The organism is Holdemanella porci (assembly GCF_009696075.1).
Taxonomy (GTDB): Bacteria; Bacillota_I; Bacilli_A; order Erysipelotrichales; family Erysipelotrichaceae; genus Holdemanella; species Holdemanella porci.
This window is the reverse complement of the sequence record NZ_VUMR01000003.1, coordinates 55,794-78,302: the sequence shown is the minus strand read 5'-3', so window position 1 is coordinate 78,302 and position 22,509 is coordinate 55,794. Positions and strand designations below refer to the sequence as shown.

Below are 22,509 nucleotides of genomic sequence, written 5' to 3'. Positions count from 1 at the left end.
TCTTAATTTATGATAAAATAGGCAAGAAAGAAGTGAATTTATGAATAAAGCATTATCTCATTTACATACGATCAACAAGCACAAAGTAAAAGTTACTTGGCTTTGTTTTCGTTGTCACCTATATAAACAAGGTTTACTCCATGATTTAAGCAAATACTCTTATATTGAATTAAAGACAGGTTTTCATTATTATCAAGGATTCCGCTCTCCTATAGATGCTGAGAAAGAAGAAAAAGGCTATTCATTAGGTTGGTTACATCATAAAGGAAGAAACAAACATCATTGGGAATATTGGCTTGATTTTGGAGTAGATGGCATTTATGCATGTAAGATGCCTACAAACTATGTCATTGAAATGTTTTGTGATCGAGTCGCTGCAAGTATGATCTATCAAAAAGAAAAGTACACAGACTCTAGTGCACTTGAATATTATGAAAATGGACGAGGTAAAATTCTGATTCATCCTGAAACAGACGCCCTCATCCATCATTTATTAAAATATTTATCTGAGCATGGTTTAGATCAAACCATTCACTATATCATCACTGAAATTAAAGAATAATTATTCTACAGTTACACTTTTCGCAAGGTTACGAGGTTTATCTACATCGCAACCTTTTTCTTTTGCGACATAGTAAGCTAATTCTTGCAATAAAACTGTTGCCGGAATACAACTTAGTAATGGATCTACATCTGGAATGCGAATCACATACTCAAAGCCTTCCGTATTTTGGCTTTGTGAAGCAATCAAAATGACCTTGGCTCCTCGAGCAGCCGTTTCTAAAATATTCGAAATTGTCTTTTGTGCAACACTAGGCTGTGTAGCTAACGCAATCACAACTGTATCTTTTTCGATCAATGCGATTGGGCCATGTTTCAATTCACCAGCCATATATGCATCGGCATGCACATACGAAACTTCTTTTAGTTTTAACGCACCTTCTAAAACACTTAAATAATCCAGTTGTCTACCAATAAAGTAGGCATCTTTTTGATTCGTTAATAGTTTAGCGAATTCAGCCATTTTTTCTTCTTGTGCAAGCATTTGTTCAACTGCATCTGGCATTTGTTTCAACTGATTGATCATATGATTTTTACATACCACACCCTTATTAAATAAAGACGCTAACTTTAAACATAGACATGCCAACAACACAAGTTGAGTTGTATAAGCTTTTGTACTTGCGACCGCAATTTCTGGTCCAGCACAAGTATATAAAACGTAATCAGATAATCGAGCTAAACTAGAACCTAACACATTTGTCACAGATAGTGTTTGGGCTTTGTTTTCTTTCGAAAGTTTTAATGCTGCCAAAGTATCGGCTGTTTCTCCAGATTGTGAAACAAAGATGCATAAAGTGTTTTCATCAATTCGATAATTTCCATATCTAAACTCACTTGCACTAATGCAGTAAATCGGTAAATCAATCCATGTGCGCAATAAATATTGAGCATATAAACTCGCATGGTAAGCAGTTCCACACGCAACATAATAAATTTGATTGATTTTTGAAACATCTAAACCAGATAATTCTGGCATAGCCAAATTATTTTCAATATGAGCTCTCAATGTTTCTTTGATCACATACGGTTGTTCATGCATTTCCTTCTGCATAAAAGTATCATATCCACCTTTTTGAGCTGCACAAGCATCATATGAGATATGCATCCAAGTTGTTGAAACGGGATCTCCAAAGAAATCATAGACTACAATACTTCCGGGTCTTAATACGGCCATCTGTCCATCTTCTAAAGCACAAATATCTTTTGTGTAATCTAACACAGCTGGAATATCACTTGCACAAAATGCAGATGTATCTGTTTTTCCTAAAATCATTGGACTTTCTTTTTTTGCGACAAAAACGCAGTCAGGATAATCTGTACAAACTACACATAGCGCAAAACTACCTTGAAGGTATTTCACACATTTTTTTAAAGCGTACATCATATCGCCTTGATAATAGTAATCCAACATATGAACGATAACTTCACTATCCGTCTGTGACTGGAATGTATATCCTTGTTCTAATAAACATTCCTTGATTGATGCATAGTTTTCAATGATTCCATTGTGCACGATTGAAATTGTTTCACTCTCATTTGTATGAGGATGTGAATTCATATTACTTGGAACACCATGTGTTGCCCAACGTGTATGTCCAATTCCTGTATGTTCAGGATGTTCTTTTTCATTCAACAATTCCTTTAAATTTGTAAGACGCCCCTTCGCCTTATACGTTTCTAGATGGTGATTCGAAACAAGAGTCACGCCTGCAGAATCGTATCCTCGATATTCGAGTTTTTCTAAACCCTGCAATAAAAATGGTAAAGCACTCTCTTTACCTGCGTACGCTGTGATTCCACACATTATAAAAAATCCTCCTATAAATTATTATCATGGAGGATACCAAATGGCTTTGTTCAATGTTCACACATTGGTTTTGTCCATCGTTAAAGGTTGTATCAACCTCCAGACTACCCGCCGAATCTTTCGATAAGTCTGGTCCTCGTCAACTAAATACTTAGTCCTGGCGCTATTTTTTTACTACATCTCCATGAATAATGAATATTATACAAAAAACAGAACATTTGTCAAAAAAGAAGACTTATTCTTCTTCAACTAGGTTCAATAATTCTAGTATTCGATTTAAGTCTTCTTTATTTTCATAATGAATAGAAATGGCATTTTTACTGATAGATACCGATGTTTGGAAGAATTCCTGAAGCTTTTCTTTAGCTGCCTTCACATAAATATCTTCTTTTGGCTTTTCTATCGTTTTTTTATTGTTTGTATCTTTTACAATTTGTTCTACTTTACGAACAGACAAACCTTGATCAATAGCCTGTTTAGCAACTTTACGCATACTTGCCTCTGTCTTAAGACCAAGTAAAGCTCGTACATGCCCCATACTTAATTGTTTACTCACAACGTATTCCTGGACATCTTCTGGAAGTTTTAACAATCGTAATAAATTTGTGATATGTTCACGTGATTTTCCGACACGATGAGCTAACTGTTCTTGTGTATATCCTAATCGTTGAATCAATTTTTCATACGCTTTTGCTTCTTCTATTACATTTAGATCTTCACGTTGAATATTCTCTAACAAAGCAATTTCCATCATTTCCTGATCATCAAAATCAACAATGATAGCTGGAATATCTTTTAATCCGGCAAGTTTTGAAGCTCTTAATCTTCTTTCACCGGCAATCAAATCATATCCTTGAATGCTTTTTTTAACTAGAATCGGCGTAAACACACCATGTTGCTTAATTGATGAACTTAATTCTTTTAAAGCTTCATCATTAAATACTTTACGAGGCTGATATGGATTTGGACGAATCTCATCCACAGGAATTTTTGACTGTTCCTGTCTTTCAACTTCCATATCTCCATTTTGAATATCATCTAATACTTTAGAAACATCTTGCCCAAAAATACTGGACAATCCTTTTCCTAAACGAGCATTATTTTTGTTATCCATAGCTATGCCTCCTTTGAATTACGTTTTAGTACTTCTTCAGTTAAACCAGCATATGCCTTGGCTCCTGTACTTTTTGGATCATATTCAAAAATAGACATACCACGGCTAGGTGCTTCCGATAATTTTACATTTCTCGGAATAGAATTTTGATATACAAGTTTGCCAAAAGTTTGACGCACATCCTGCGAAACTTCTACACTTAATCTTGTACGTATATCAAACATTGTTAATAAAATACCTTCAATTTTTAAATTTCGGTTACTTGTTCTTTGGACAAGACGAATTGTGATCAACAACTGCGTAACTCCTTCCAATGCATAATATTCACACTGTACTGGAATCAAAATACTGTCAGCTGCTGTCAATGCATTGGTATTCAATAGTCCAAGTGATGGTGGACAATCAATAATAATGTAATCATATTGATCTCGAATAGGAGCAATGGCTTTTTTCAACAATTCTTCTTTGCCGGCTTCCATTTTATCCATATCTAAATCAGCTCCAGCTAAATTAATGTTGGCTGGAACAATATCAATTCTTGGATTCATTTTAGGTACGATAGCCTGCTGAATAGGAACTCCCTCCATTAATACAGAGTGAATCGTAGCTTGTGAATTATTTTGACTCGCATTTAATCCTTGCGTGGCATTTCCCTGCGAATCGAAATCAATCAACAGTACTTTTTTTCCTACATGTGCAAGTCCGCTTGCTAAATTTATAGATGTCGTAGTTTTTCCTACTCCACCTTTTTGATTCGAAATTGCAATAACTTTTCCCATACTCAATCCTCCAAAGGTTTTTTCTTGATTTGTCCATACGCTCTAGGATATTTATTTGGCGTATGTTTTACCTTTTTAAAATATAAATTAATGCGTGTTGCATCCTCTTCAATCATAAATTTTTCTTCATCAATCAATTCAACACCTAATGTATCAATTGCCTTTTGCGCATTGATCAACTCTTCGTGACCATTCTTACCTTTTAAAGCCACCATAGTATGATCCATCTTAACAAAAGGAACACAAAGTTCTAATAAAATAGATAGTTTAGCAACCGCACGCGCACTGACCACGTCGAAACATTCACGTTTTTCTTTTGCCAAATCTTCAGCTCGAACATTTAATATATCGAGATTATCCAAGTTCAATTGAGTTTTCACTTCATTTAAAAAACGACAACGCTTTTGTAATGGCTCCACCAAAGTCATATGAACATGTGGAAATGCAATTTTTACAGGGATACCTGGAAATCCTGCGCCTGAGCCAATATCACACATTGTTTCAAATTTAATATTTGAAAACGGCATGATTGAATCATAAAAATGTTTCTCCCATACTTCTTCTTCCTGTGTGATTGCCGTTAAGTTCATCTTCTCATTCCATTCAACAAGAAGCTGCATATATTTTTCAAATTGATTCATTTGTTCTTCATTTAATTGGATACCGGCTTCTAAACAAGCCTTCTGAAATTCTACTTTAATCATGAAAACCCTCCACGCTATCCATTATAACATATAATCGTTTCCGTCGTGTTTTTACTATACGCAATAATTTGACACTATGTATGTCGGTTTATTTACTTTATTCATTTATGATACAATTTTAATGAGGAGGTCACTTATGAAAAATTTAAAGAAAGTTTTATTTGGTGTTGTCTTTATCTTAATTGCCTTTGTAGGCGGTATGTTCTTTGCGAATAAACAAACGGAACCAGAAATCACATCGACATTAATTCAGAATCGAATTGAACAAGCAAGTGATTTGGTAACCACAAAATATCATTATGCGAAAGTAGGAAAATTTGAAAATTCTTTAAGTCTGAATGGCTGGTCCATTCCTTTGACAAACAAATACTTCATACTAACATTTGAAGGGGAAATTCAATTGGGTACAGATTTATCTAAGGCAAATGTAGAAATCAACGATTCTACTATTCATGTGACAGTTAATAAGCCAACTGTTCTTTCAAATTCAATCGATGAATCAAGTATTGAAGTCTATGATGAAACAAAAAATATTTTTAATCCAATCAGTGTGAGTGATTATAAAGCTTTTGCGTTTGAACAAAAAGAGAAGGCTTTATCTGAAGCCAAGAAAAAGGGATTATTGAAAACGGCTCAAAAGAACACAGAAAAAAGTATTAAAGAGATCATTTCCATTATCCCAGATACAGATGATTATACGATTGAAGTCACATTCAAGGAGTAATTATGGAAAATTTGAAATTAGTTGATGCTTTTACGGATTTTGTAGAAGAAAGTACTCTTCCCTATCGTCAAATGATGACCTATTATAATTGTGCGTTAATGGAAGTGGAAACTAAATTTAAAGTTCTTAACGAACAATTCTCCCTATTCTATGATCGCAATCCCATTGAATCGATTCATACGCGTATTAAATCGCAATCCAGCATTCTTAAAAAGCTTCAAAAAAAGAATCTTGCTTTAACCATCCCAAACATTGAAAACAACCTATTTGATATTGCCGGTGTTCGAGTTGTCTGCGCTTTTACAGAAGACATTTATTCTTTGGTCAACTCTTTTCTTAGCCAAGATGATGTGCGCTTGATTGAAAAAAAAGATTATATTCAAAATCCTAAAGAAAATGGATATCGTAGTCTTCACCTAATTGTAGAAATCCCTATCTTTTTATCAGATGAGAAAAAATGGATTAAGGTAGAAGTACAATTTAGAACCATTGCGATGGATTTCTGGGCAAGTCTAGAACACAAGATTCGCTATAAGAAGAACTTATCAAAAGAACGCTTAGATGAAATTGATAAAGAATTACTAGAGTGTGCCCAGATTTGTAAGACACTTGATGAGAAAATGGAAGAAATAAAGACGGGAAATTGATTTCCCGTCTAATTTTTTTCGTATGCTTCTTCAAAAGAAACTTTTGTGTCTTGTGAATTTTCTTTCATGAATTTACGATTCTTATAGAAACCTATTGTCAACAATGGGACGATGATGATGGCGATACCTAGATATCCACAATATCCATAGCCATACTTAACAACGTTTGTTAGTCCTACAAATGAGATTCCCATAGAAACTACCATGATGAATACAGAAACTAAAGCTCTACGTACAGGTACATTTTCAACTTTTTGAAGGAATTTCACATTTTCAAAACGATTCACAAATCCAAAGATGACACAAACTGCACTTGAGATCAAACATAAGAATAATACCAATCCATATAGTGCTACAAGCCAATTTGCCCCAAATGATTTTAATGTTGTTAACGTTGGTAAAGTTGTTCCGTTTGGCTGCGTCAAATAATAGTGTTGCCAACAAAGTAACATTAATACGGCAAGACCTAATCCTAACATATTTAATGTGAATGTTAATGCCATTGAGCGATCACAATCTTGTTTTGTTTTTAAAACACTTGTTCCACAAACCAAGATAGCTGGTACTGTAACCCATTGGAAAGCTGAATAAGTAACACCGTTCCAAGCTGCTTTTGGAAGTTGACTCCATCCATGTACTGAAAAATCAACACGCATAACATCTAATAAATTATGTCCATTTAATAAACCTACTGTATAAATAGAAACAGCTAGAACTAAAATTACTACACCCATATATGTACTTGCTCTACGAATCAAATCTACGCCAAAAATTGTTAAGAATAATACAACAAGGCCAATCACAAATGTTCCTAGATAATAATTCAAACCAAAGTATTGAGTTAATGCACTGGCTGCACCAGAGATACATGATGCAACAACCATTAAAACCATGATATTAAAGAAAAATTCAAATAATAATTCTAATTTGTCTAATGGATGATATAAACATTCAAATAGTTCTTTATACGTTTTTAATCCTCTTGAATTCATCATAATCTGACCTTCACGAATTGTCATAGCTAAAAGTAACATCGCAACGGCAACTCCAACAATAGCTGGCCACCCTAAACTAACAAACCATGTGTTTTCCTGATTTCCTGTCGCAAATCCTCCGCCTGCGTGTGCTGCAAATGCGGTTGTGGCCACTGAAAATGCAGCCATCCATGATCGATTCAATTTTGTGTTCTCTTTCTTTTTCATTCTCAAATTCTCCCTTTCTGCAACAAAAAAACCTTCCGTCTCTTGTTGCCTAATTAACAACTTCAGAGACGAAAGGTAATAATAATCTTATTCTTCCGCGGTACCACTCTAATTCATTCTAATGAATGCCCTCATCGATGCTATCACATCTAGTCTTTATATCGTAAGACATACGTCTATAACTACATTATCGCTATAGCCGCTCCATGGTGATTTTCATTCTCTAGCTTTACGATATTTTCCACCAAACAATATCTCTCTTGGCTAAAACGTAGTGAATTACTCTTCCATATCAATGCGTTAACTGTATAATACGATAATTTACATTTATTTTCAAGTTAAAATGTAATTTTTTTCATCATTAATGTAAAAAAGAAGAGGACCTATGCCTCTTCCATAATCTGATTAATTGTATCAATGACTCGACTTGTATTTTTTCCATCCGTATATACCATGTACTTTATTTGGAAATAAGATAATTTATCATAATCATAATCTTTAAATTCTAACGCCTTGACGAGTTGATCTTCATCTGTACATACAGGTCCTGGAAAATCATCAAAATCAATGTTCAATCCAATATTATGTTTATATTCTTTTACATCAGGAATGTAACAAATCATTGGTTTATTTAATAAAGAGTAATCAAATATTACGCTTGAATAATCCGAAATCAAACAATCACTCACTTGCATCAATGTATACAAGTCTTCCTTGTTCATGTTCACTCCACCATTACATTGAATATCTCCAAGTAATGGATGAAATTTATATAGAACCACGTAATCTTTTACTTTTGTGAAATCAAAAGACTGAATTTTAAAACCATCAATAATGTTACCCCTAAAAGTAGGTGCATACAAACATAATTTCTTATCTTTTAATTCTGGATATTTCAAAAAGAACTCATCTCTTTCATTTCTATTTAATAAAGTATCAATTCTTGGCATTCCAGTCACTAACACTTGATTTGTATTTACCCCAAAAGCTTGTGAATATGGTTCCTTCCAATATTCAGCATTACATAGAACATAATCATAATTACGTACAGGATATTGTCTTTTGATTTGATTACCAAATTTTTTCACGGCTCCACACGCATGCCAAACTTGTAGCACTTTAACATTGGTTGGTTTCATATGACTAATCACATAGTTATTGTCGTTTAAAATCACAAGACTTGATTTTTTTATTTCAACTAACTGTTTTAAACAATTCAAGAAATATTTAAAATCACCCCATAGATTTTTTTCAAACTTTAATAATATATAATGAATATCATACTTATTCTCGTGACGTAATTGTTTATCGATGAGTTTAAAATCACCTGACAATTCACTTTGTGTTAAACTAACAAAAGTAATTCGATTCTTTTTAGGATGCACATAAAAAGTTAAAACATCCACGACCCATAAGGCAACATTTAAGATTATTTTGCTTAATCCCATTTTATTGCACCGCCTTATATAAAATATCTACTACTCTTTTAGAAGCATTTCCATCTTCATGGTTATTAAAATAAAGATTAAAATCATTCAATTTAGAATAGTCATAAATTTCATTTTTTATATCCATCAACATTGTTTCTTCATCCATATAGATTTCGCCTGGAATGTCCTTATGAATATCTAAATAGAATCCTCTTAAGTCTGTCGCATATTCTTTTAAATCATACATATAGAAATAGATGGGTCTATTCAATATCGCATAATCAAAGAAGACGCTTGAATAGTCCGTAATCAATACATCACTAATCACATACAATTCATTGATTTCTTCTTGAGCAGGAATGGAATACAAAAATCCATCTAATTCTGGATCATCTTTGAAGGTATTAATGATTAGATAGTGTGGTTTAAATACAACAATTGTATCTTCACCTAAAATATCTTTCCATTTTCTAAAGTTTGCCTTCAATTCAAAAGTATATCCTGCAGAAACATAAGAATTATCTCTCCATGTTGGTGCATACAATACAATTTTTTTATCTATAGGCAAATGATACTTATTCTTGATTGCATCACATTCTTCTTTTGTCGCATTCGAAATAAAATCATTTCTAGGATATCCTGTTTCAATCAATCTTTCTCTATTGATTTGGAAAGATGTTTGAAAAACTTTCGTACAAAATGCATTTGGACTGATCATATAATTGTATCTTGCGACATCTACATCATAGGAATGGCACATCTGTTCATAACTGACACCTGAACGATAAAATGTAGTATCTTCACTCACATCAATATCATGAGCTAATCGTTTTAATGGTGTTCCATGCCATGTTTGTAGGTAAACCTGATTTTCCTTTTTAAAGATATATGTAGGTAATTTGCAGTTCACTACCCATAATTTTGCCTTCGATAAATAATAGAAATAAGGAATGCTGAAATATTCCTTTATTTCAGCTCCCTCAATATGTAATTTTTTTTCTTTGTGATTCTTTATAAACCAAATAAAACGATATCCATCAAATCTTGAATCTTGTCTCATCTGTTCATAAATAGCTTTAGGATTATCCGAATAGCCACGACCATGGAACGATATAAATATGGCAAGCTTATCATCTACTTTAAATAAACGATAGGTTAATTTATATGCCAAGCGAATGCACTTTCCTGCAAACTTTTTAAATGGTCTTAAAAGCTTTATCAACATGGCTATCCTCTCCTTTTTTACTTAAATACTTCTTCTGCAATATGCTTTGACGCATTTCCATCGTCGTAGCAACAGAAACGTTTGTAGAATTTTTCGTAACGTTCTTTATATTCTTCATTTATTTGATCAATATTCAAAATCGCATCCACGACTTCTTCACTCGTATACAATAGTGGACCAGGAACTTCTGTATTCATATCAATATAGAATCCACGTAACTGATTCTTATACTTTTCAATATCATATGTATAGAAAAGTACTGGTCGTTTCAAGTTTGCAAAGTCAAAGAATACACTTGAGTAATCCGTGATACAAATATCACTGATCAAATAGATTTCACTGATATCGTCATATTTACTTAAATTGTACACAAAGCCTTCAAGACCTGTTGTATCAATGTTATCTGCGATATAGTGGTGTGTTCTTAATAAAACAACATATTCATCCGATAATTTTTCCATCATCAACTTCAAATCTAAAGCCAACGTAAATTTGTACTCCCCTTTTCCATAGTGCTCATCATCACGCCATGTCGGAGCATATAAAATCGTCTTCTTATCTTCTGGAATACCTAGTTTCTTTCTTAGATCTTTCGCAATTTCATCTTTGTTTGGCCAATATAAAATATCATTTCTTGGATATCCATATTCAAGCATCTTACCTTCATACATAAAACAGCTTCTAAATGTTTTCGTACTAAAAGGATTGGCACTCACCAAATAATCCCATTCTTGTCTTTGACGATAGAACTGCTGTTTATATTTTGGCGATGCAGAAGTTACTTCTTCTTGATCAAATACAAGACGTTTCAATGGTGTGCCATGCCAAGTTTCAACAAATACTTGTCCTTCTCTTTTGCGATACCACAATGGTTGTCTTACATTAAATACAAAATATTTACTAACAGCTAAATAATAAGCATATTTGAATGAAAAACGTTTTACGACTTCCGCTCCATAAGGAACTTCATGACCATCATTCAACGCCCATACACACTTGTATTTTCCTGGATAATTTTTGGCAATGTATTCATAAATATATTTTGGGCTGTCCGAATAGTTTTTAGCCATAAATGTCTCAAACAGAATCACATTATCTTGAATTGGTTTTTTTGAATAAATGTGATAATAAGCTAATTTAAATAATACATTCTTATTTTTGAAGACTCTAAAGAATTTTTTAATTCCTAATTTTCTTCGAACGCAGCTTTGTACTCCCTTTAAATCACGATTCTGTAAACAAGCCACCATCTTTTTCGAATTACGCTTATATCGATTCATCACTTCTGGACGAATGCCATCGATTGTTTTAGCAATTCTTTCAAAATAGTCTGTACGCCATAGATCATCTTGGCTGCGACGGATTCTTTTAGACATTTTAGATACAAAGTAAGATACAATTTTACGATCTAAACAAAAACGCACAACACCCTCTTCTTTTAAAAGTGTACGTGTATATTCAACCGCATCACATCTTTCATTAAAACGATTGTCATTTTCTTCCTGACTCAAAGCAGGTTCGTTAATTGGATCATTGTGTTTACGTTTTACATAAATTGCATCTTCCACTCTTAAAAATGTATTTAACTTTTCTAATAGAGGACACATAAATGTCATATCACTGTAATATCTGAAGTTCTCATTAAATTTAAAATTATTTCGAACGACAAAATCACGATTATACAAATTGCCTAATACAGTAAAAGTTCGGATACCTCTACGATTATCCATTGTATAGAAAATAGCCTGAGCTTGCTGCTCATCTTTTTCGTAGGATGCGAATGAAACAAAATTAGAAAGCTTATTTAAGCGACGCTGTTCTCTTTCTTCTTGATCTTCTTCATCTACTTCCTTATTTTCTACTTTATGAAGATAATTGGCCTTGTTGTTCCAAGTGTGATTCAATACACCATTAACCATGTCTACATCATGATCCATAGCTTTGATCAAGTTTTGTAGAGTATCTTCTAAAACATAGTCATCGCTATCTAAAAAGTAAAGGTAGGCACCTTTAGCTTGTTGAATTCCAACATTTCGACATGCAGCCACACCTGTTACACCTTCTGGCAAGGTATAAATGCGCATATCAAAAATAGAATTATATTCTTCTAATAAATCGTCAATATCTTCAGTTGGATGATCTAATACGACAATCAATTCAAAATCTTTAAATGTACTTTGTGCTAAGTTTTGTAGACATTCTTTAAAGTAATGTTTGTACTTAAAAAAAGGAAGGATAATACTGATAGTACGCATATTAACCCTTCAATTCCTCTTTCAGCTGTGTTGTACTGATACCCTCAGTTCTTGGCAAATAAACAACTTCACAATAATCCTTTAAGAAATCAAATTTTCCTTTCCAATCATCACCCATGACGAATACATCTACATTATATTTTTTAACATCTTCGATTTTTTGTTCCCAACTTGTTTCTGGGATCACCTTATCGACATATTTAATAGCTTCTACAATCTTCATACGATCTGTATCTTTGATCTTACAAACTTTATTTTTACCCAAATTAAACTCATCACTACTTACCGCTACAATTAAATAATCCCCTAATTCTTTTGCACGGCGTAATAAATTTAAATGGCCTACATGAAATAAATCAAAAGTTCCATATGTTATTACTGTTTTCATGAGTTATAAACCTCCCTATATAAACACTGTAATTGTAAACTATTTTTGATAAATTGAAAAGGAGTCACTAAAACTCCTTTATTAACCAAATAATTTTGCGATGCCCTTCTTTTCTTTTTTAGGTAATAATCGCTTCTCAAATTTTTCATCCAAGAATTTTTTCTTTTCTTTTTTACTCATAGCCTCTAACTTATCCACATAAACCGAATAATCATCACAAACCTTGTCAATATCTCCCATTTCAACAAGTTGCCCACCTTCGATCCACATGCCTGTTTTACAGAATTCACGAACCTGACTTAACGAGTGAGAAATAAAGAAGATTGTTTTTCCTTCTTCATCTCTTAATTTCATCATTCGTTTCATACATTTCTTCGCAAAACCTTTATCACCAACACTTAATGCTTCATCAACAATAAAGATATCTGGATTTAATGCGAGTGAAATAGAGAAGCCTAAACGTGATTTCATACCTGAGGAATATTTTTTAACTGGTTGATATAAGAAATCACCCAATTCTGCAAAATCAATGACATCATTCGTGATTTCCTGGATACGTTTCTTTCTTAACCCCATCAAAGCTCCTTTAACGTTGATGTTTTCTAGTCCTGTTAATTGTTGGTTCAATCCTGTGTTAATAGCAATCAATGCTTGTTCTCCATTAATTTTCATCGTACCACTATTGATTTCAGAAATTCCTGACAACAATAAAGATAAAGTTGATTTACCAGAACCATTGGTTCCCAAAATTCCAACAACATCACCTTTTTTCACTTTGAAAGATACATCTTTTAAGGCATAGAACTCTTTTTTATCTGTTTTATATTGATTGTTTTTATTTCTTAAAGTATAGATTTTTGAAATATTTTCGACTTCAACAGCATATTCTTCTTTAGACATAAAAGCCTCCTTAAATCATATCAATGAATTTCTTTTTGAAGGTATACATTAAAAAGCATCCTAGCGCAAAAATCGCAAAAACTAAACACCAGAAATAAAGTGTAATTGCAGGATGATCAAAAACATTTCTTCCATAGAATACAGCATCTCTATATCCTTGAATAATATAATAAACTGGATTTACCTTTACAAGCTTATTTAGAATACTCGCAAATGGAACATCTGGTTTAAAATGACAATCCCATAAGATTGGAGAAAAATACATCAACATGCGCATGATTGAAGAAATAAATTTCTTTACATCACGCCACAACATAGTAAGTACAGATAATACAAGTGAAATCGCTTCTCCAAGCATAAATGCACAGAACATATAATAGATGATCCATAACCAATTTAGATTTGGATACCACCCACTTAAAATTAAAGTGACAAATGTGATAATCAACATCACAAAGTGATTAAACAATTCTTTTAAACAAACGGTTGCCGGTAAAACAGATACAGGAAACTTCATTCTTGTGATGACATTTGTTTTTGAGAATACCGCAGAACACCCATCTACAATGCATGGACGGATATACCACCATACACTAAATGCCACAACAAGCCATGGTAAATATTCTACAGTGATGCCTCTGTATGTCTGCGCTTTTCTTCCCCAGGCAATACCAAACACTAGCCAATATGTGAAAACTTGGATAGCGGGAGAGGCAAAGTTCCAAAAAATACCAAATTTTGAATCTCTCATATCTGACAACAATTCATATTTTGCGATACAGAAAATACGATAAACATTTGAAAAATTCTCTTTTATAACATATGAAATGCTTTTAAACATATAAAAATTCTCCTTAACAACTTCTAGTTTATCAAATTTTTCATAGAAAAAAAATCTGCATGACGCAGATTTTCTTGCATTCCTTCTCCTTTCCACTTTAATTCTAACAATTCAATGTGAATTTATTGTGAAAAGAGCGCTTTTTATTCGTTTTCTTCTTCGTCCATTTCTTTTTCTACTTCGTCTAATTCATCTTCAATCAATTCTGAATCTTCTTCATCCTCATCATCTTCATCGATTGCGATAGAATCTGTATCCATAACACTTTCTGAATACGTGTGACGTGAACGCAAATCCCAAGTATTTTGTGACATGTTCAAGAAACGTCCGTCTAAAGATAAATCTGTATAAAATTGAGCAATATTATCTTCAAACTGCGTTTGATTAAACCCCATCTCCTGACTTACATCTTTCCAAAGATCAACAAAAGGCATAGATCCATTATTATTTGTCAATACTTGATATGCAACTTCAATCATAGACTTTTTCATAATTCAATAAAACTCCTCTTAATACTTACATTGATTCAACGGCTTCAACACCAATACATTCTAATGCGTTTGCCAAAACAATTTGTGTTGCCTTTACTAAGGCTAGACGTTGTGCGCTTAGTTCTAAATTATCACGATCTACTACTTTACATGCGTTATAGAAACTGTGGAACTTACTAGCTAAATTTTGAATATAGTGACACATTTTGTGAACTTGACGAGATTGAGCAGTTTCAACGATTACTTTATTGAATTCTTGTAAAGACTTCATTAATTCAATTTCTTTTTCGTTTGTCAAATCTTCAAAACTTGTTGCCAATTCAATATCCTGTGCCTGTTTTTGAATAGAACACATACGAGCATGAGCATATTGTGCATAGTAAACGGGGTTTTCATTTGATTTCTTAGTTGCCAATTCAATATCGAAATCTAAATGTGAATCCAATGCACGTTGTACAAAGAAATAACGAGCTGCATCAACACCTACTTTTTCGCATAGTTCATTAATTGTTGTTGCGTTTCCTAAACGTTTTGACATCTTCATTTCTTCACCGTTTGATACTAAACGAACCATCTGGATAATATCAACATGCAATTTATCCGCATCATTTCCTAATGCTGTCATGCTTGCTTTTAAACGAGGAATATATCCATGGTGATCCGCTCCAAAAAAGTCAACCAACATGTCAAATCCACGTTGACATTTATCGTTGTGATATGCGATATCTGGAACTAAATATGTTAATGAACCATCTTGTTTTCTTAAAACGCGATCTTTGTCATCTCCAAATTTTGTAGTTTCAAACCACAATGCTCCATCTTTTTCGTATACATATCCTTTTTCGTTTAATTCATTGATAGCTGCTTCTACTTTACCAGCATCACGAATGCTTTGTTCACTTGACCAAACATCAAAGTGTACACGATAACGATCTAAGTCTTTTCTAATTTTATCTAATTCAAATTTGATTCCTTCTTTTTTGAAGAATTTCAAATTCTCTTCTGTTGGTTCTAAGTATGTTTGTGGATATTCTTTCGCCAATTCATATCCTTTTTCTTCAACATCCTTACCCATGTATCCGTCCTGACCAATTTCAGTTGGAATTCCTTGTGCCTGACGATAACGAGCATTTAATGATAATGCTAGGTTTGTGATCTGATTACCAGCATCATTCACATAGTATTCACGAGTTACATCGTATCCAGCTTTTTTCATGATACGAGCACAACTATCTCCCCATGCAGCTCCACGAGCATGTCCTAAGTGTAATGATCCAGTTGGATTGGCACTAACATATTCCAAATCCACTTTAATGCCGTTAGCTGGCTGTTGTCCATAGTTTTCTTTCTGAGCCAACACTTCAGAAATAACTGTACTAAAACGGTCTTTTGATAATGTAAAGTTTAAGAAGCCAGGTCCTGCAATTTCTACGTTAGAAACCATTTCCAATGAGAATGCATCTAATATACTTTGTGCAATCATTCTTGGATTCTGGTGTAATTGACGAGTTAATTGCATCGCAACATTACTTGAGAAATCGCCGTGATCTTTATTTTTTGGTGTTTCAACCACAATGTTTTGTACATCTAAATCTAAATCAAATGCTTTTTTTACTGCATTTTGAATGGCCTGCTTTAATTCAACTTCAATTGACTGCATATGTATCCTCCTTATTTATATATAGTACAAAGTGAAATTCTTGTTTTTCATTCCCTTGTATAAGACTGTATTTAACTTCTACACAATTTTCATCTACATCATAATGACTTGTATGACAATCTAAATCTATTTTTCCAAATTCAGTTTCTATGTGACCTTTTGTTTGACTATTTAAACGTAATGTCAAATTCACAATAATATCCGATTCACTACGAATTACCAATCCTTTTTTCCAAATTCTCCATTCGAAATGATGTGTATCATTATTAAAAGAAACTAATAGACCTTCATTACCAGAAAAGTCAATCTTAGCCTCTCCTTTATACAATGTTTGATTCGAAATTTTATCAAATAAATGTACATGATTTGTCATAGCTAGTGCATAATATCACACTCTGATTTTTTTGCAAGAAAATTTATTAAAAAACATAACAATTTAATGAAAATATACCAAAATTAATCTAAAATTTTCTTTTTTTTATAAAATTACACTCTTTTTTCACAAGTGAAAATGGTAACACATCATATGTTACCGTTGTTTTTAAAGTATTTCTTTTGGAAAATAAATACGCTTATTTGTTTGATTTTTCATTTTTAATAATGCCTTAACAATCTGTGAACAACTCGATAAAGATACCCGTTCTTTTTTAGAATCTAACATCCATATTATTTGATTCTCATCATTTTCTGTATAAGGCAAATATGCTTTAGAATGTGAAATAGCTTCATAATAGTAATAATCTAAGTCATATCCGGAGGCCACCAATTTATTCTTGATTTCTTGAATTTGTTGGTGACTTGGATCTTCTATCCACTCAAATAAATGACGATTCAAAATTCGATTTGCGAAATCCTTTAGAATTTCATCTTCACATCCTAGAGCTTGTTGAAAACCATAGAACATTCGATGTTCATCCATTAAATAAAAATCCTTATTCGATAACTCGCCATTCAATAATGGTTCAAATACTTCTATGTTTCGTACTTGTGCATATCGTTTAAAGAATTGTTGAATCATAATTTCATATGATTTGGCATCTGGATGAAGGTAAACCTGCCAATACATGTGGTATCTTGCCATAATATAGTCTTCAATACTGTGCATTCCACTCATTTTCACACATAGGGAATCATTTTTTACTCGTAAAGTACGTAAGATTCTTTCCAAATCAAAATTTCCATAGCTTGTACCTGTTTCGTAGGCATCTCTTAATAGATAATCCATTCGATCCGCATCCAGTTGTGAACTAATCATTTGATACATCATTGGTTTTGCATGTTGATGTGTTAGAATCAACACAATATTTTGCGGAAGAGCCTCATCCTCTTTAATAAGTGCTTTATGAATTTCTGTTTCTGGATCCAAAATTAAATCACAAGTCATTTGTTCATGATGTTTCTTGTGAAGTGTTTCAAAGAAGTGAGAAAATGGTCCATGTCCTAAATCATGCAACAGAGCAGCACATAAAACCTGAATTTTTTCATATTCACTTAAAGTAGCCGCAATTGAATCCACTTCTTCACACATTCGCCTTGTGATTTCATATACACCTAAACTATGAGAAAAGCGGGAATGCTCCGCCGTATGATAGATTTGAAAATCCCCACCCAATTGATGAATGCGATGCAATCTTTGAAATTCTTTTGCGTTGATGCAATCCCATATCACTTGATACTTCACATGAATATATCCATGCACAGGATCTCTTAATACTTTGGTTTCATTGGTTTTGTTAAACATGGCCATACCCCCTTTAATGCTTCTACAAGCATTTTATCAGATTTAAAGAAGTTATAGTCATATATATGATTTGGAGTTGTCCAAATATATTCTGAATGCACACTTAATTTTGTTGGTTTTTCATTAGAAGTACATGTGAAACAAGTTAAGTGAATTTCATATCCATCTTGATAATCCACGCTAGAAGCTAAATATTGCACATTGTAAATGTCAATATCACATTCTTCTTTCCATTCCCGAATTAATGCCTCTTCTTTTGTTTCACTTTTCTCAACTTTTCCACCAGGAAATTCAAAGAAACCTTTGCTTGAACCATAATTTCTTTGGGCAATCATCACTTTTCCATCAATCACAAGAGCTCCACACACAACATTAAGCTTGTTCATCTTCGATTCTTTCTTCGTGTATAATTTCAAACAACAGTTGGGCATTTTGTTTCGAAACTTGTTTTTGAATATCTAATACACGAATTTCAAGAAGTCTTGCTCCAAAACGAATACGTATTGTATCTCCTATTTTTAATTCTGTACTCGGTTTTGCCACTCGATCATTGACCCAGATACGTCCTTGTAAAGCTAATTCTTTAGCAGCTTCTCTTCTTTTTAAGATTCGTGCTGTTTTTAAATATTTATCTAATCGCATCAAAACTCTCCTTCTAATTTATCAATAACCTGTATCAACAATTCAATATGTTTCTTTAATCGTTTAGAAATCATGATCTTAATTTTTCCACTCTCTAATTTCAAATTGATCTTTCGACTAATATCATTAATAGCACCAAACAATTTAACACCATCGCAATTCTTTGACCATTCAGCACTCATTGTGATTGTAACGACGTCATCTGTTTCTTTTAATGATTCAACACCTTCTCGATTCACAAAGAAATCCAGTTTTTTCTGTTCAAACAATTGTTTTACTTCATTTGGAATATGACCAAATAAGTCTTCAACACGTTTTTCATATTCAATCAACTCGGTAAGACTCTCTGTTTTCTTAATGTGTTGATAGATTTCCAATTTATCTCCATCATTATCTGTGAATTGTTTAGGAATATATCCCGATAACTGTACTTGGGCCACTTTATCATTCTTTTTATTCTCAATTGGCTTGCCTTGCTTTTTCTTAATGGCACTTGCCAACATTTCAAGGTATAAATCCAATCCTACATCATCAATAAATCCTGCTTGTTGCGGCCCAAGCATGTCTCCGGCTCCACGAATTGTTAAATCTCGCATAGCCACTTTATATCCACTGCCTAAAGATGTAAATTCTTTAATGGCTTTTAACCTTTTATGTGCCTGTTCTGTTAATTCTTTTTGTGGCTGTACCAATAAATAACAATATGCGATTTTTTCACGACGCCCCACACGACCTCGAATCTGATAAAGTTGAGACAATCCAAAACGATCGGCATCATCAATGATCATCGTATTCGCATTCGCAATATCTAGTCCAGTTTCAATAATTGTTGTACAAACTAAAATTTGATATTTCTCTTGTTCAAAATCAATCATCGTCTGCTCAATATCGTTCTTATCCATACGTCCATGTGCCACTGCTACTTTGGCATCAGGGAACATATTCTGAATATTTTTAGCTACAGAATAGATATTCGATACGTGGTTATACAAATAAAAAACTTGTCCTCCACGAGATAATTCTCTTTGAATGATTTCTTTCACGACACTCTTTTTGTTTTCCATCACATACGTTTGAATTGGATGACGATGCAATGGTGGTGTATTCAATTGTGAAATCGTACGTACCCCAATCAAAGACATCTGTAAAGTTCTAGGAATTGGTGTTGCACTTAAAGATAAAACGTCGATTGTGTTTTTCATCTCTTTAATTTTTTCTTTGTGCTCAACTCCAAATCGCTGCTCCTCATCAATAATCAATAAACCTAAGCTTTTATATTGAAAAGATTTATTCAATAATTTATGTGTACCAATAATAATATCAACTTGCCCGTCCGCCAATTCTTTTTTAATCTGACTCATTTCTTTTGTTGGCACAAAACGATTCACTACGCGAATATTAGCACCTACATTTTCAAAACGCTTTATAAACGTCTGATAATGTTGCATAGATAAAATTGTAGTTGGGCACAGTAAAGCTACTTGTTTATTATTTGAAATAGCCTTGAATGCAGCACGCATAGCTACTTCTGTCTTACCAAATCCTACATCTCCACATAATAAGTGATCCATTGGTTTTGGCTTTTCCATTTCTCGTTTGATTTCTTCTGTAGCTTTTATTTGATCTGGTGTTGCCTCATATTCAAAGGCTTCTTCAAATTCTCTTTGTAGATCATCATCTTTACTGAACGCAAAACCAATATCTTCATTTCGCTTCGCATATAACTCAACTAATCGAGACGCAATTTCTTCAACCTTTTTAGAAACCTTTTCCTTCGTCTTTTTCCATTTGTTAGAACCCAATTGCGATAATTTGATGCCCACACCTTCTTTGGACACGTATTTTCTTACCAACTGAAATTGTGATAATGGGACAAATAATTCATCGCCTCCATTGTATAAAACATGTAAATAATCTAATGTCTTTCCTTTTATTTTTCGCGTTGTAATTCCAACATATTGACCAATACCATATTGTTCATGTACAACATAATCGTTTGGTTCTAGTTCAAGAATATTCTGTAAAATCTGACCTTGTTTAAATGTTTTCTGATAACGCTTAATTTGACTAGGATGATGAAATAATTCCTGTTGTGTATAAACAGAAATATCTTCATATGTAAATCCTTCATAAAAGTCATCTTCAATAAATGTGATATTCCTATGAATTGAATAAGCTTTTAAGGCTTCTTGCACTTTTTTTGTATGTTCCTCATCCAAAGAAATATAGATATTTTCCCCTTTTAGATTTTCTAGAATTTGAATCAATGGTTGATCTGATTTTTCTAATGTCTCTATTTTTGAGAAGATTGGATGTTTAAAATCTAAGAAATCATGGAACATCTGAATCGTATGTTCTTTTTCAAATGTAAATATGTCATGGAACATACCATACTTAGGTAAATATTGATGGGATTCAACCATTTCCTGAATAAAAGATATCGTTTCTTCATTCAATTTTTTATATCCACTTTCCACTTCTTCCTGACTTGAGAAAATAATGTGTCCATTGACATAGTCAGTTAATTTATTAGCATTTAAATAACTAAAATAAATATACAAATGTGGATCAATATCATAATTTTCTATAGAAATCTTATCTTTTTCAATATAATCCAATAAGAAGTCATAATCATCTTGAATTAATTTTGCCTGTTGTTTTTCTAATTCAGAATCAATTTCTTTTTGAAGATATTCAATCTGATCATCTGTAAACAATAAATCTGTAGCTGGATTAATCAATACTGAATCTATTGTTTGAATTGTTCGCTGAGTTTCTTCGTGAAATAAACGAATGGATTCAATCACTGTATCAAAAAATTCAATACGAATTGGATGTTCATATTCAAGGCAATATACATCAACAATTCCTCCACGACTTGCGTATGTACATGGACGATCTACATAATTGACCTTTGTATAGCCGGCACGATTTAGTTTTTGTTTCAATTCTGCAATCGTAATTTCTTGATCTACTTCAAATTTGAAACAAAGACTTTTAAATAATTCTTTATCGGGTAAGTAACGCAAAAAGGCCGCCGTATTACATACAATAATACGTGGCTTATCTTCTTTCACAAACTGAGTTAATACATAGAGTTGTTCTTGTTTATCTTCTGGACTTGAAGCGATGGCTTGTACACGCAAAGATTCTTCCATCACAAATAATAATGTATCATTAATAAGTGGTTTCAATCTTTGATAGAGTTGTTGCGCTTCATAACGATTTTTCTTAACTACAATTCGTGTTTGTTTATCCTGCATAAAAGCACTGGCCATACATAAAGCTTCTTCATTTGGAAATAAGTTACCAATATTATTGCCAAATTGAAGCATTTGTTGAGCTACTGGATTGGACTGTAATTTATTTAATATTGTATCTTTCAAAAATACCAC

At 32.8% G+C, this 22,509-nt stretch carries 21 protein-coding genes and 1 other annotated feature; of the genes, 3 read left to right on the top strand and 18 right to left on the bottom strand.

Features of this window, described 5'->3' with window-relative positions; translation table 11 throughout:
* The first annotated feature begins 40 nt into the window (after positions 1–40).
* Positions 41–562 carry a DUF5662 family protein gene (locus FYJ55_RS01355; RefSeq protein ID WP_154555310.1) on the top strand — a complete coding sequence of 174 codons (522 nt, stop codon included), beginning with the start codon at positions 41–43 and terminating at the stop codon, positions 560–562.
* Here the strand turns inward: FYJ55_RS01355 and glmS are convergent, their stop codons facing one another.
* The 4 genes from glmS to rsmG form a co-directional block, all read right to left on the bottom strand.
* Entirely contained in the window at positions 563–2,368 is a 1,806-nt protein-coding gene (gene glmS / locus FYJ55_RS01350) for a glutamine--fructose-6-phosphate transaminase (isomerizing) (protein WP_154555309.1), read from the bottom strand.
* A gap of 238 nt (positions 2,369–2,606) precedes the next feature.
* Positions 2,607–3,485, bottom strand: a complete 879-nt coding sequence (locus FYJ55_RS01345; RefSeq protein ID WP_154555308.1) for a ParB/RepB/Spo0J family partition protein — start codon at positions 3,483–3,485, stop codon at positions 2,607–2,609.
* Positions 3,486–3,487: 2 nt separating this feature from the next.
* Positions 3,488–4,264: a ParA family protein gene (locus FYJ55_RS01340; protein ID WP_154555307.1), complete on the bottom strand. Its 777-nt coding sequence runs from the start codon at positions 4,262–4,264 to the stop codon at positions 3,488–3,490.
* A gap of 2 nt (positions 4,265–4,266) precedes the next feature.
* A complete protein-coding gene (gene rsmG, locus FYJ55_RS01335) occupies positions 4,267–4,968 on the bottom strand; it encodes a 16S rRNA (guanine(527)-N(7))-methyltransferase RsmG (protein ID WP_154555306.1) in 702 nt (233 codons plus the stop codon).
* Positions 4,969–5,104: 136 nt separating this feature from the next.
* Between rsmG and FYJ55_RS01330 the strand changes: the two genes are divergently transcribed.
* The gene (locus tag FYJ55_RS01330; RefSeq protein ID WP_154555305.1) at positions 5,105–5,692 is read left to right on the top strand and encodes a DUF4230 domain-containing protein; all 588 of its coding nucleotides are present in this window, start codon (positions 5,105–5,107) and stop codon (positions 5,690–5,692) included.
* A 2-nt stretch (positions 5,693–5,694) separates the two neighbouring features.
* On the top strand, positions 5,695–6,339 hold the full coding sequence (locus FYJ55_RS01325; RefSeq protein WP_154555304.1) for a GTP pyrophosphokinase: 645 nt from the start codon (positions 5,695–5,697) through the stop codon (positions 6,337–6,339).
* An 8-nt stretch (positions 6,340–6,347) separates the two neighbouring features.
* Here FYJ55_RS01325 and FYJ55_RS01320 read toward each other — a convergent pair whose 3' ends face one another.
* From FYJ55_RS01320 to mfd, 14 genes are all read right to left on the bottom strand, one after another.
* On the bottom strand, positions 6,348–7,541 hold the full coding sequence (locus tag FYJ55_RS01320; RefSeq protein WP_154555303.1) for a YkvI family membrane protein: 1,194 nt from the start codon (positions 7,539–7,541) through the stop codon (positions 6,348–6,350).
* Between the two features lie 61 nt (positions 7,542–7,602).
* Positions 7,603–7,846, bottom strand: a binding site (T-box leader).
* Positions 7,847–7,924: 78 nt separating this feature from the next.
* Positions 7,925–8,989, bottom strand: coding sequence for a CDP-glycerol glycerophosphotransferase family protein (locus tag FYJ55_RS01315; RefSeq protein WP_154555302.1), 1,065 nt, complete (start codon positions 8,987–8,989; stop codon positions 7,925–7,927).
* A gap of 1 nt (position 8,990) precedes the next feature.
* Positions 8,991–10,196 carry a CDP-glycerol glycerophosphotransferase family protein gene (locus FYJ55_RS01310; protein ID WP_154555301.1) on the bottom strand — a complete coding sequence of 402 codons (1,206 nt, stop codon included), beginning with the start codon at positions 10,194–10,196 and terminating at the stop codon, positions 8,991–8,993.
* A gap of 17 nt (positions 10,197–10,213) precedes the next feature.
* Positions 10,214–12,451, bottom strand: a complete 2,238-nt coding sequence (locus tag FYJ55_RS01305) for a CDP-glycerol:glycerophosphate glycerophosphotransferase (protein ID WP_154555300.1) — start codon at positions 12,449–12,451, stop codon at positions 10,214–10,216.
* Position 12,452: 1 nt separating this feature from the next.
* Positions 12,453–12,839, bottom strand: coding sequence for a glycerol-3-phosphate cytidylyltransferase (gene tagD, locus FYJ55_RS01300; protein ID WP_040466417.1), 387 nt, complete (start codon positions 12,837–12,839; stop codon positions 12,453–12,455).
* A gap of 81 nt (positions 12,840–12,920) precedes the next feature.
* Positions 12,921–13,739 carry an ABC transporter ATP-binding protein gene (locus FYJ55_RS01295; RefSeq protein ID WP_154555299.1) on the bottom strand — a complete coding sequence of 273 codons (819 nt, stop codon included), beginning with the start codon at positions 13,737–13,739 and terminating at the stop codon, positions 12,921–12,923.
* A 10-nt stretch (positions 13,740–13,749) separates the two neighbouring features.
* The gene (locus FYJ55_RS01290; protein ID WP_154555298.1) at positions 13,750–14,580 is read right to left on the bottom strand and encodes an ABC transporter permease; all 831 of its coding nucleotides are present in this window, start codon (positions 14,578–14,580) and stop codon (positions 13,750–13,752) included.
* 143 nt (positions 14,581–14,723) lie between these two features.
* Positions 14,724–15,071 carry a DNA-directed RNA polymerase subunit delta gene (rpoE, locus tag FYJ55_RS01285; protein WP_117924481.1) on the bottom strand — a complete coding sequence of 116 codons (348 nt, stop codon included), beginning with the start codon at positions 15,069–15,071 and terminating at the stop codon, positions 14,724–14,726.
* A 25-nt stretch (positions 15,072–15,096) separates the two neighbouring features.
* Positions 15,097–16,731 carry an arginine--tRNA ligase gene (gene argS / locus FYJ55_RS01280; protein ID WP_154555297.1) on the bottom strand — a complete coding sequence of 545 codons (1,635 nt, stop codon included), beginning with the start codon at positions 16,729–16,731 and terminating at the stop codon, positions 15,097–15,099.
* Positions 16,718–17,104: a DUF1934 family protein gene (locus tag FYJ55_RS01275; RefSeq protein WP_154555296.1), complete on the bottom strand. Its 387-nt coding sequence runs from the start codon at positions 17,102–17,104 to the stop codon at positions 16,718–16,720. Before FYJ55_RS01275 ends, argS begins: the two co-directional genes overlap by 14 nt.
* A 168-nt stretch (positions 17,105–17,272) precedes the next feature.
* A complete protein-coding gene (locus FYJ55_RS01270) occupies positions 17,273–18,472 on the bottom strand; it encodes an HD domain-containing protein (RefSeq protein ID WP_154555295.1) in 1,200 nt (399 codons plus the stop codon).
* Positions 18,439–18,858, bottom strand: coding sequence for a (deoxy)nucleoside triphosphate pyrophosphohydrolase (locus FYJ55_RS01265; RefSeq protein ID WP_154555294.1), 420 nt, complete (start codon positions 18,856–18,858; stop codon positions 18,439–18,441). Before FYJ55_RS01265 ends, FYJ55_RS01270 begins: the two co-directional genes overlap by 34 nt.
* Positions 18,845–19,114 (bottom strand): RNA-binding S4 domain-containing protein, encoded by a 270-nt coding sequence (locus tag FYJ55_RS01260; protein WP_003865701.1) that lies wholly within the window; start codon positions 19,112–19,114, stop codon positions 18,845–18,847. Before FYJ55_RS01260 ends, FYJ55_RS01265 begins: the two co-directional genes overlap by 14 nt.
* Positions 19,114–22,509, bottom strand: a complete 3,396-nt coding sequence (mfd, locus tag FYJ55_RS01255; protein WP_326831828.1) for a transcription-repair coupling factor — start codon at positions 22,507–22,509, stop codon at positions 19,114–19,116. Before mfd ends, FYJ55_RS01260 begins: the two co-directional genes overlap by 1 nt.

Bases quoted from the DNA above. Each gene is read 5' to 3' on its own strand.
- FYJ55_RS01355 (WP_154555310.1), top strand. From the start codon at position 41: ATGAATAAAGCATTATCTCATTTACATACGATCAACAAGCACAAAGTA.
- glmS (WP_154555309.1), bottom strand. From the start codon at position 2,368: ATGTGTGGAATCACAGCGTACGCAGGTAAAGAGAGTGCTTTACCATTT.
- FYJ55_RS01345 (WP_154555308.1), bottom strand. From the start codon at position 3,485: ATGGATAACAAAAATAATGCTCGTTTAGGAAAAGGATTGTCCAGTATT.
- FYJ55_RS01340 (WP_154555307.1), bottom strand. From the start codon at position 4,264: ATGGGAAAAGTTATTGCAATTTCGAATCAAAAAGGTGGAGTAGGAAAA.
- rsmG (WP_154555306.1), bottom strand. From the start codon at position 4,968: ATGATTAAAGTAGAATTTCAGAAGGCTTGTTTAGAAGCCGGTATCCAA.
- FYJ55_RS01330 (WP_154555305.1), top strand. From the start codon at position 5,105: ATGAAAAATTTAAAGAAAGTTTTATTTGGTGTTGTCTTTATCTTAATT.
- FYJ55_RS01325 (WP_154555304.1), top strand. From the start codon at position 5,695: ATGGAAAATTTGAAATTAGTTGATGCTTTTACGGATTTTGTAGAAGAA.
- FYJ55_RS01320 (WP_154555303.1), bottom strand. From the start codon at position 7,541: ATGAAAAAGAAAGAGAACACAAAATTGAATCGATCATGGATGGCTGCA.
- FYJ55_RS01315 (WP_154555302.1), bottom strand. From the start codon at position 8,989: ATGGGATTAAGCAAAATAATCTTAAATGTTGCCTTATGGGTCGTGGAT.
- FYJ55_RS01310 (WP_154555301.1), bottom strand. From the start codon at position 10,196: ATGTTGATAAAGCTTTTAAGACCATTTAAAAAGTTTGCAGGAAAGTGC.
- FYJ55_RS01305 (WP_154555300.1), bottom strand. From the start codon at position 12,451: ATGCGTACTATCAGTATTATCCTTCCTTTTTTTAAGTACAAACATTAC.
- tagD (WP_040466417.1), bottom strand. From the start codon at position 12,839: ATGAAAACAGTAATAACATATGGAACTTTTGATTTATTTCATGTAGGC.
- FYJ55_RS01295 (WP_154555299.1), bottom strand. From the start codon at position 13,739: ATGTCTAAAGAAGAATATGCTGTTGAAGTCGAAAATATTTCAAAAATC.
- FYJ55_RS01290 (WP_154555298.1), bottom strand. From the start codon at position 14,580: ATGTTTAAAAGCATTTCATATGTTATAAAAGAGAATTTTTCAAATGTT.
- rpoE (WP_117924481.1), bottom strand. From the start codon at position 15,071: ATGAAAAAGTCTATGATTGAAGTTGCATATCAAGTATTGACAAATAAT.
- argS (WP_154555297.1), bottom strand. From the start codon at position 16,731: ATGCAGTCAATTGAAGTTGAATTAAAGCAGGCCATTCAAAATGCAGTA.
- FYJ55_RS01275 (WP_154555296.1), bottom strand. From the start codon at position 17,104: ATGACAAATCATGTACATTTATTTGATAAAATTTCGAATCAAACATTG.
- FYJ55_RS01270 (WP_154555295.1), bottom strand. From the start codon at position 18,472: ATGTTTAACAAAACCAATGAAACCAAAGTATTAAGAGATCCTGTGCAT.
- FYJ55_RS01265 (WP_154555294.1), bottom strand. From the start codon at position 18,858: ATGAACAAGCTTAATGTTGTGTGTGGAGCTCTTGTGATTGATGGAAAA.
- FYJ55_RS01260 (WP_003865701.1), bottom strand. From the start codon at position 19,114: ATGCGATTAGATAAATATTTAAAAACAGCACGAATCTTAAAAAGAAGA.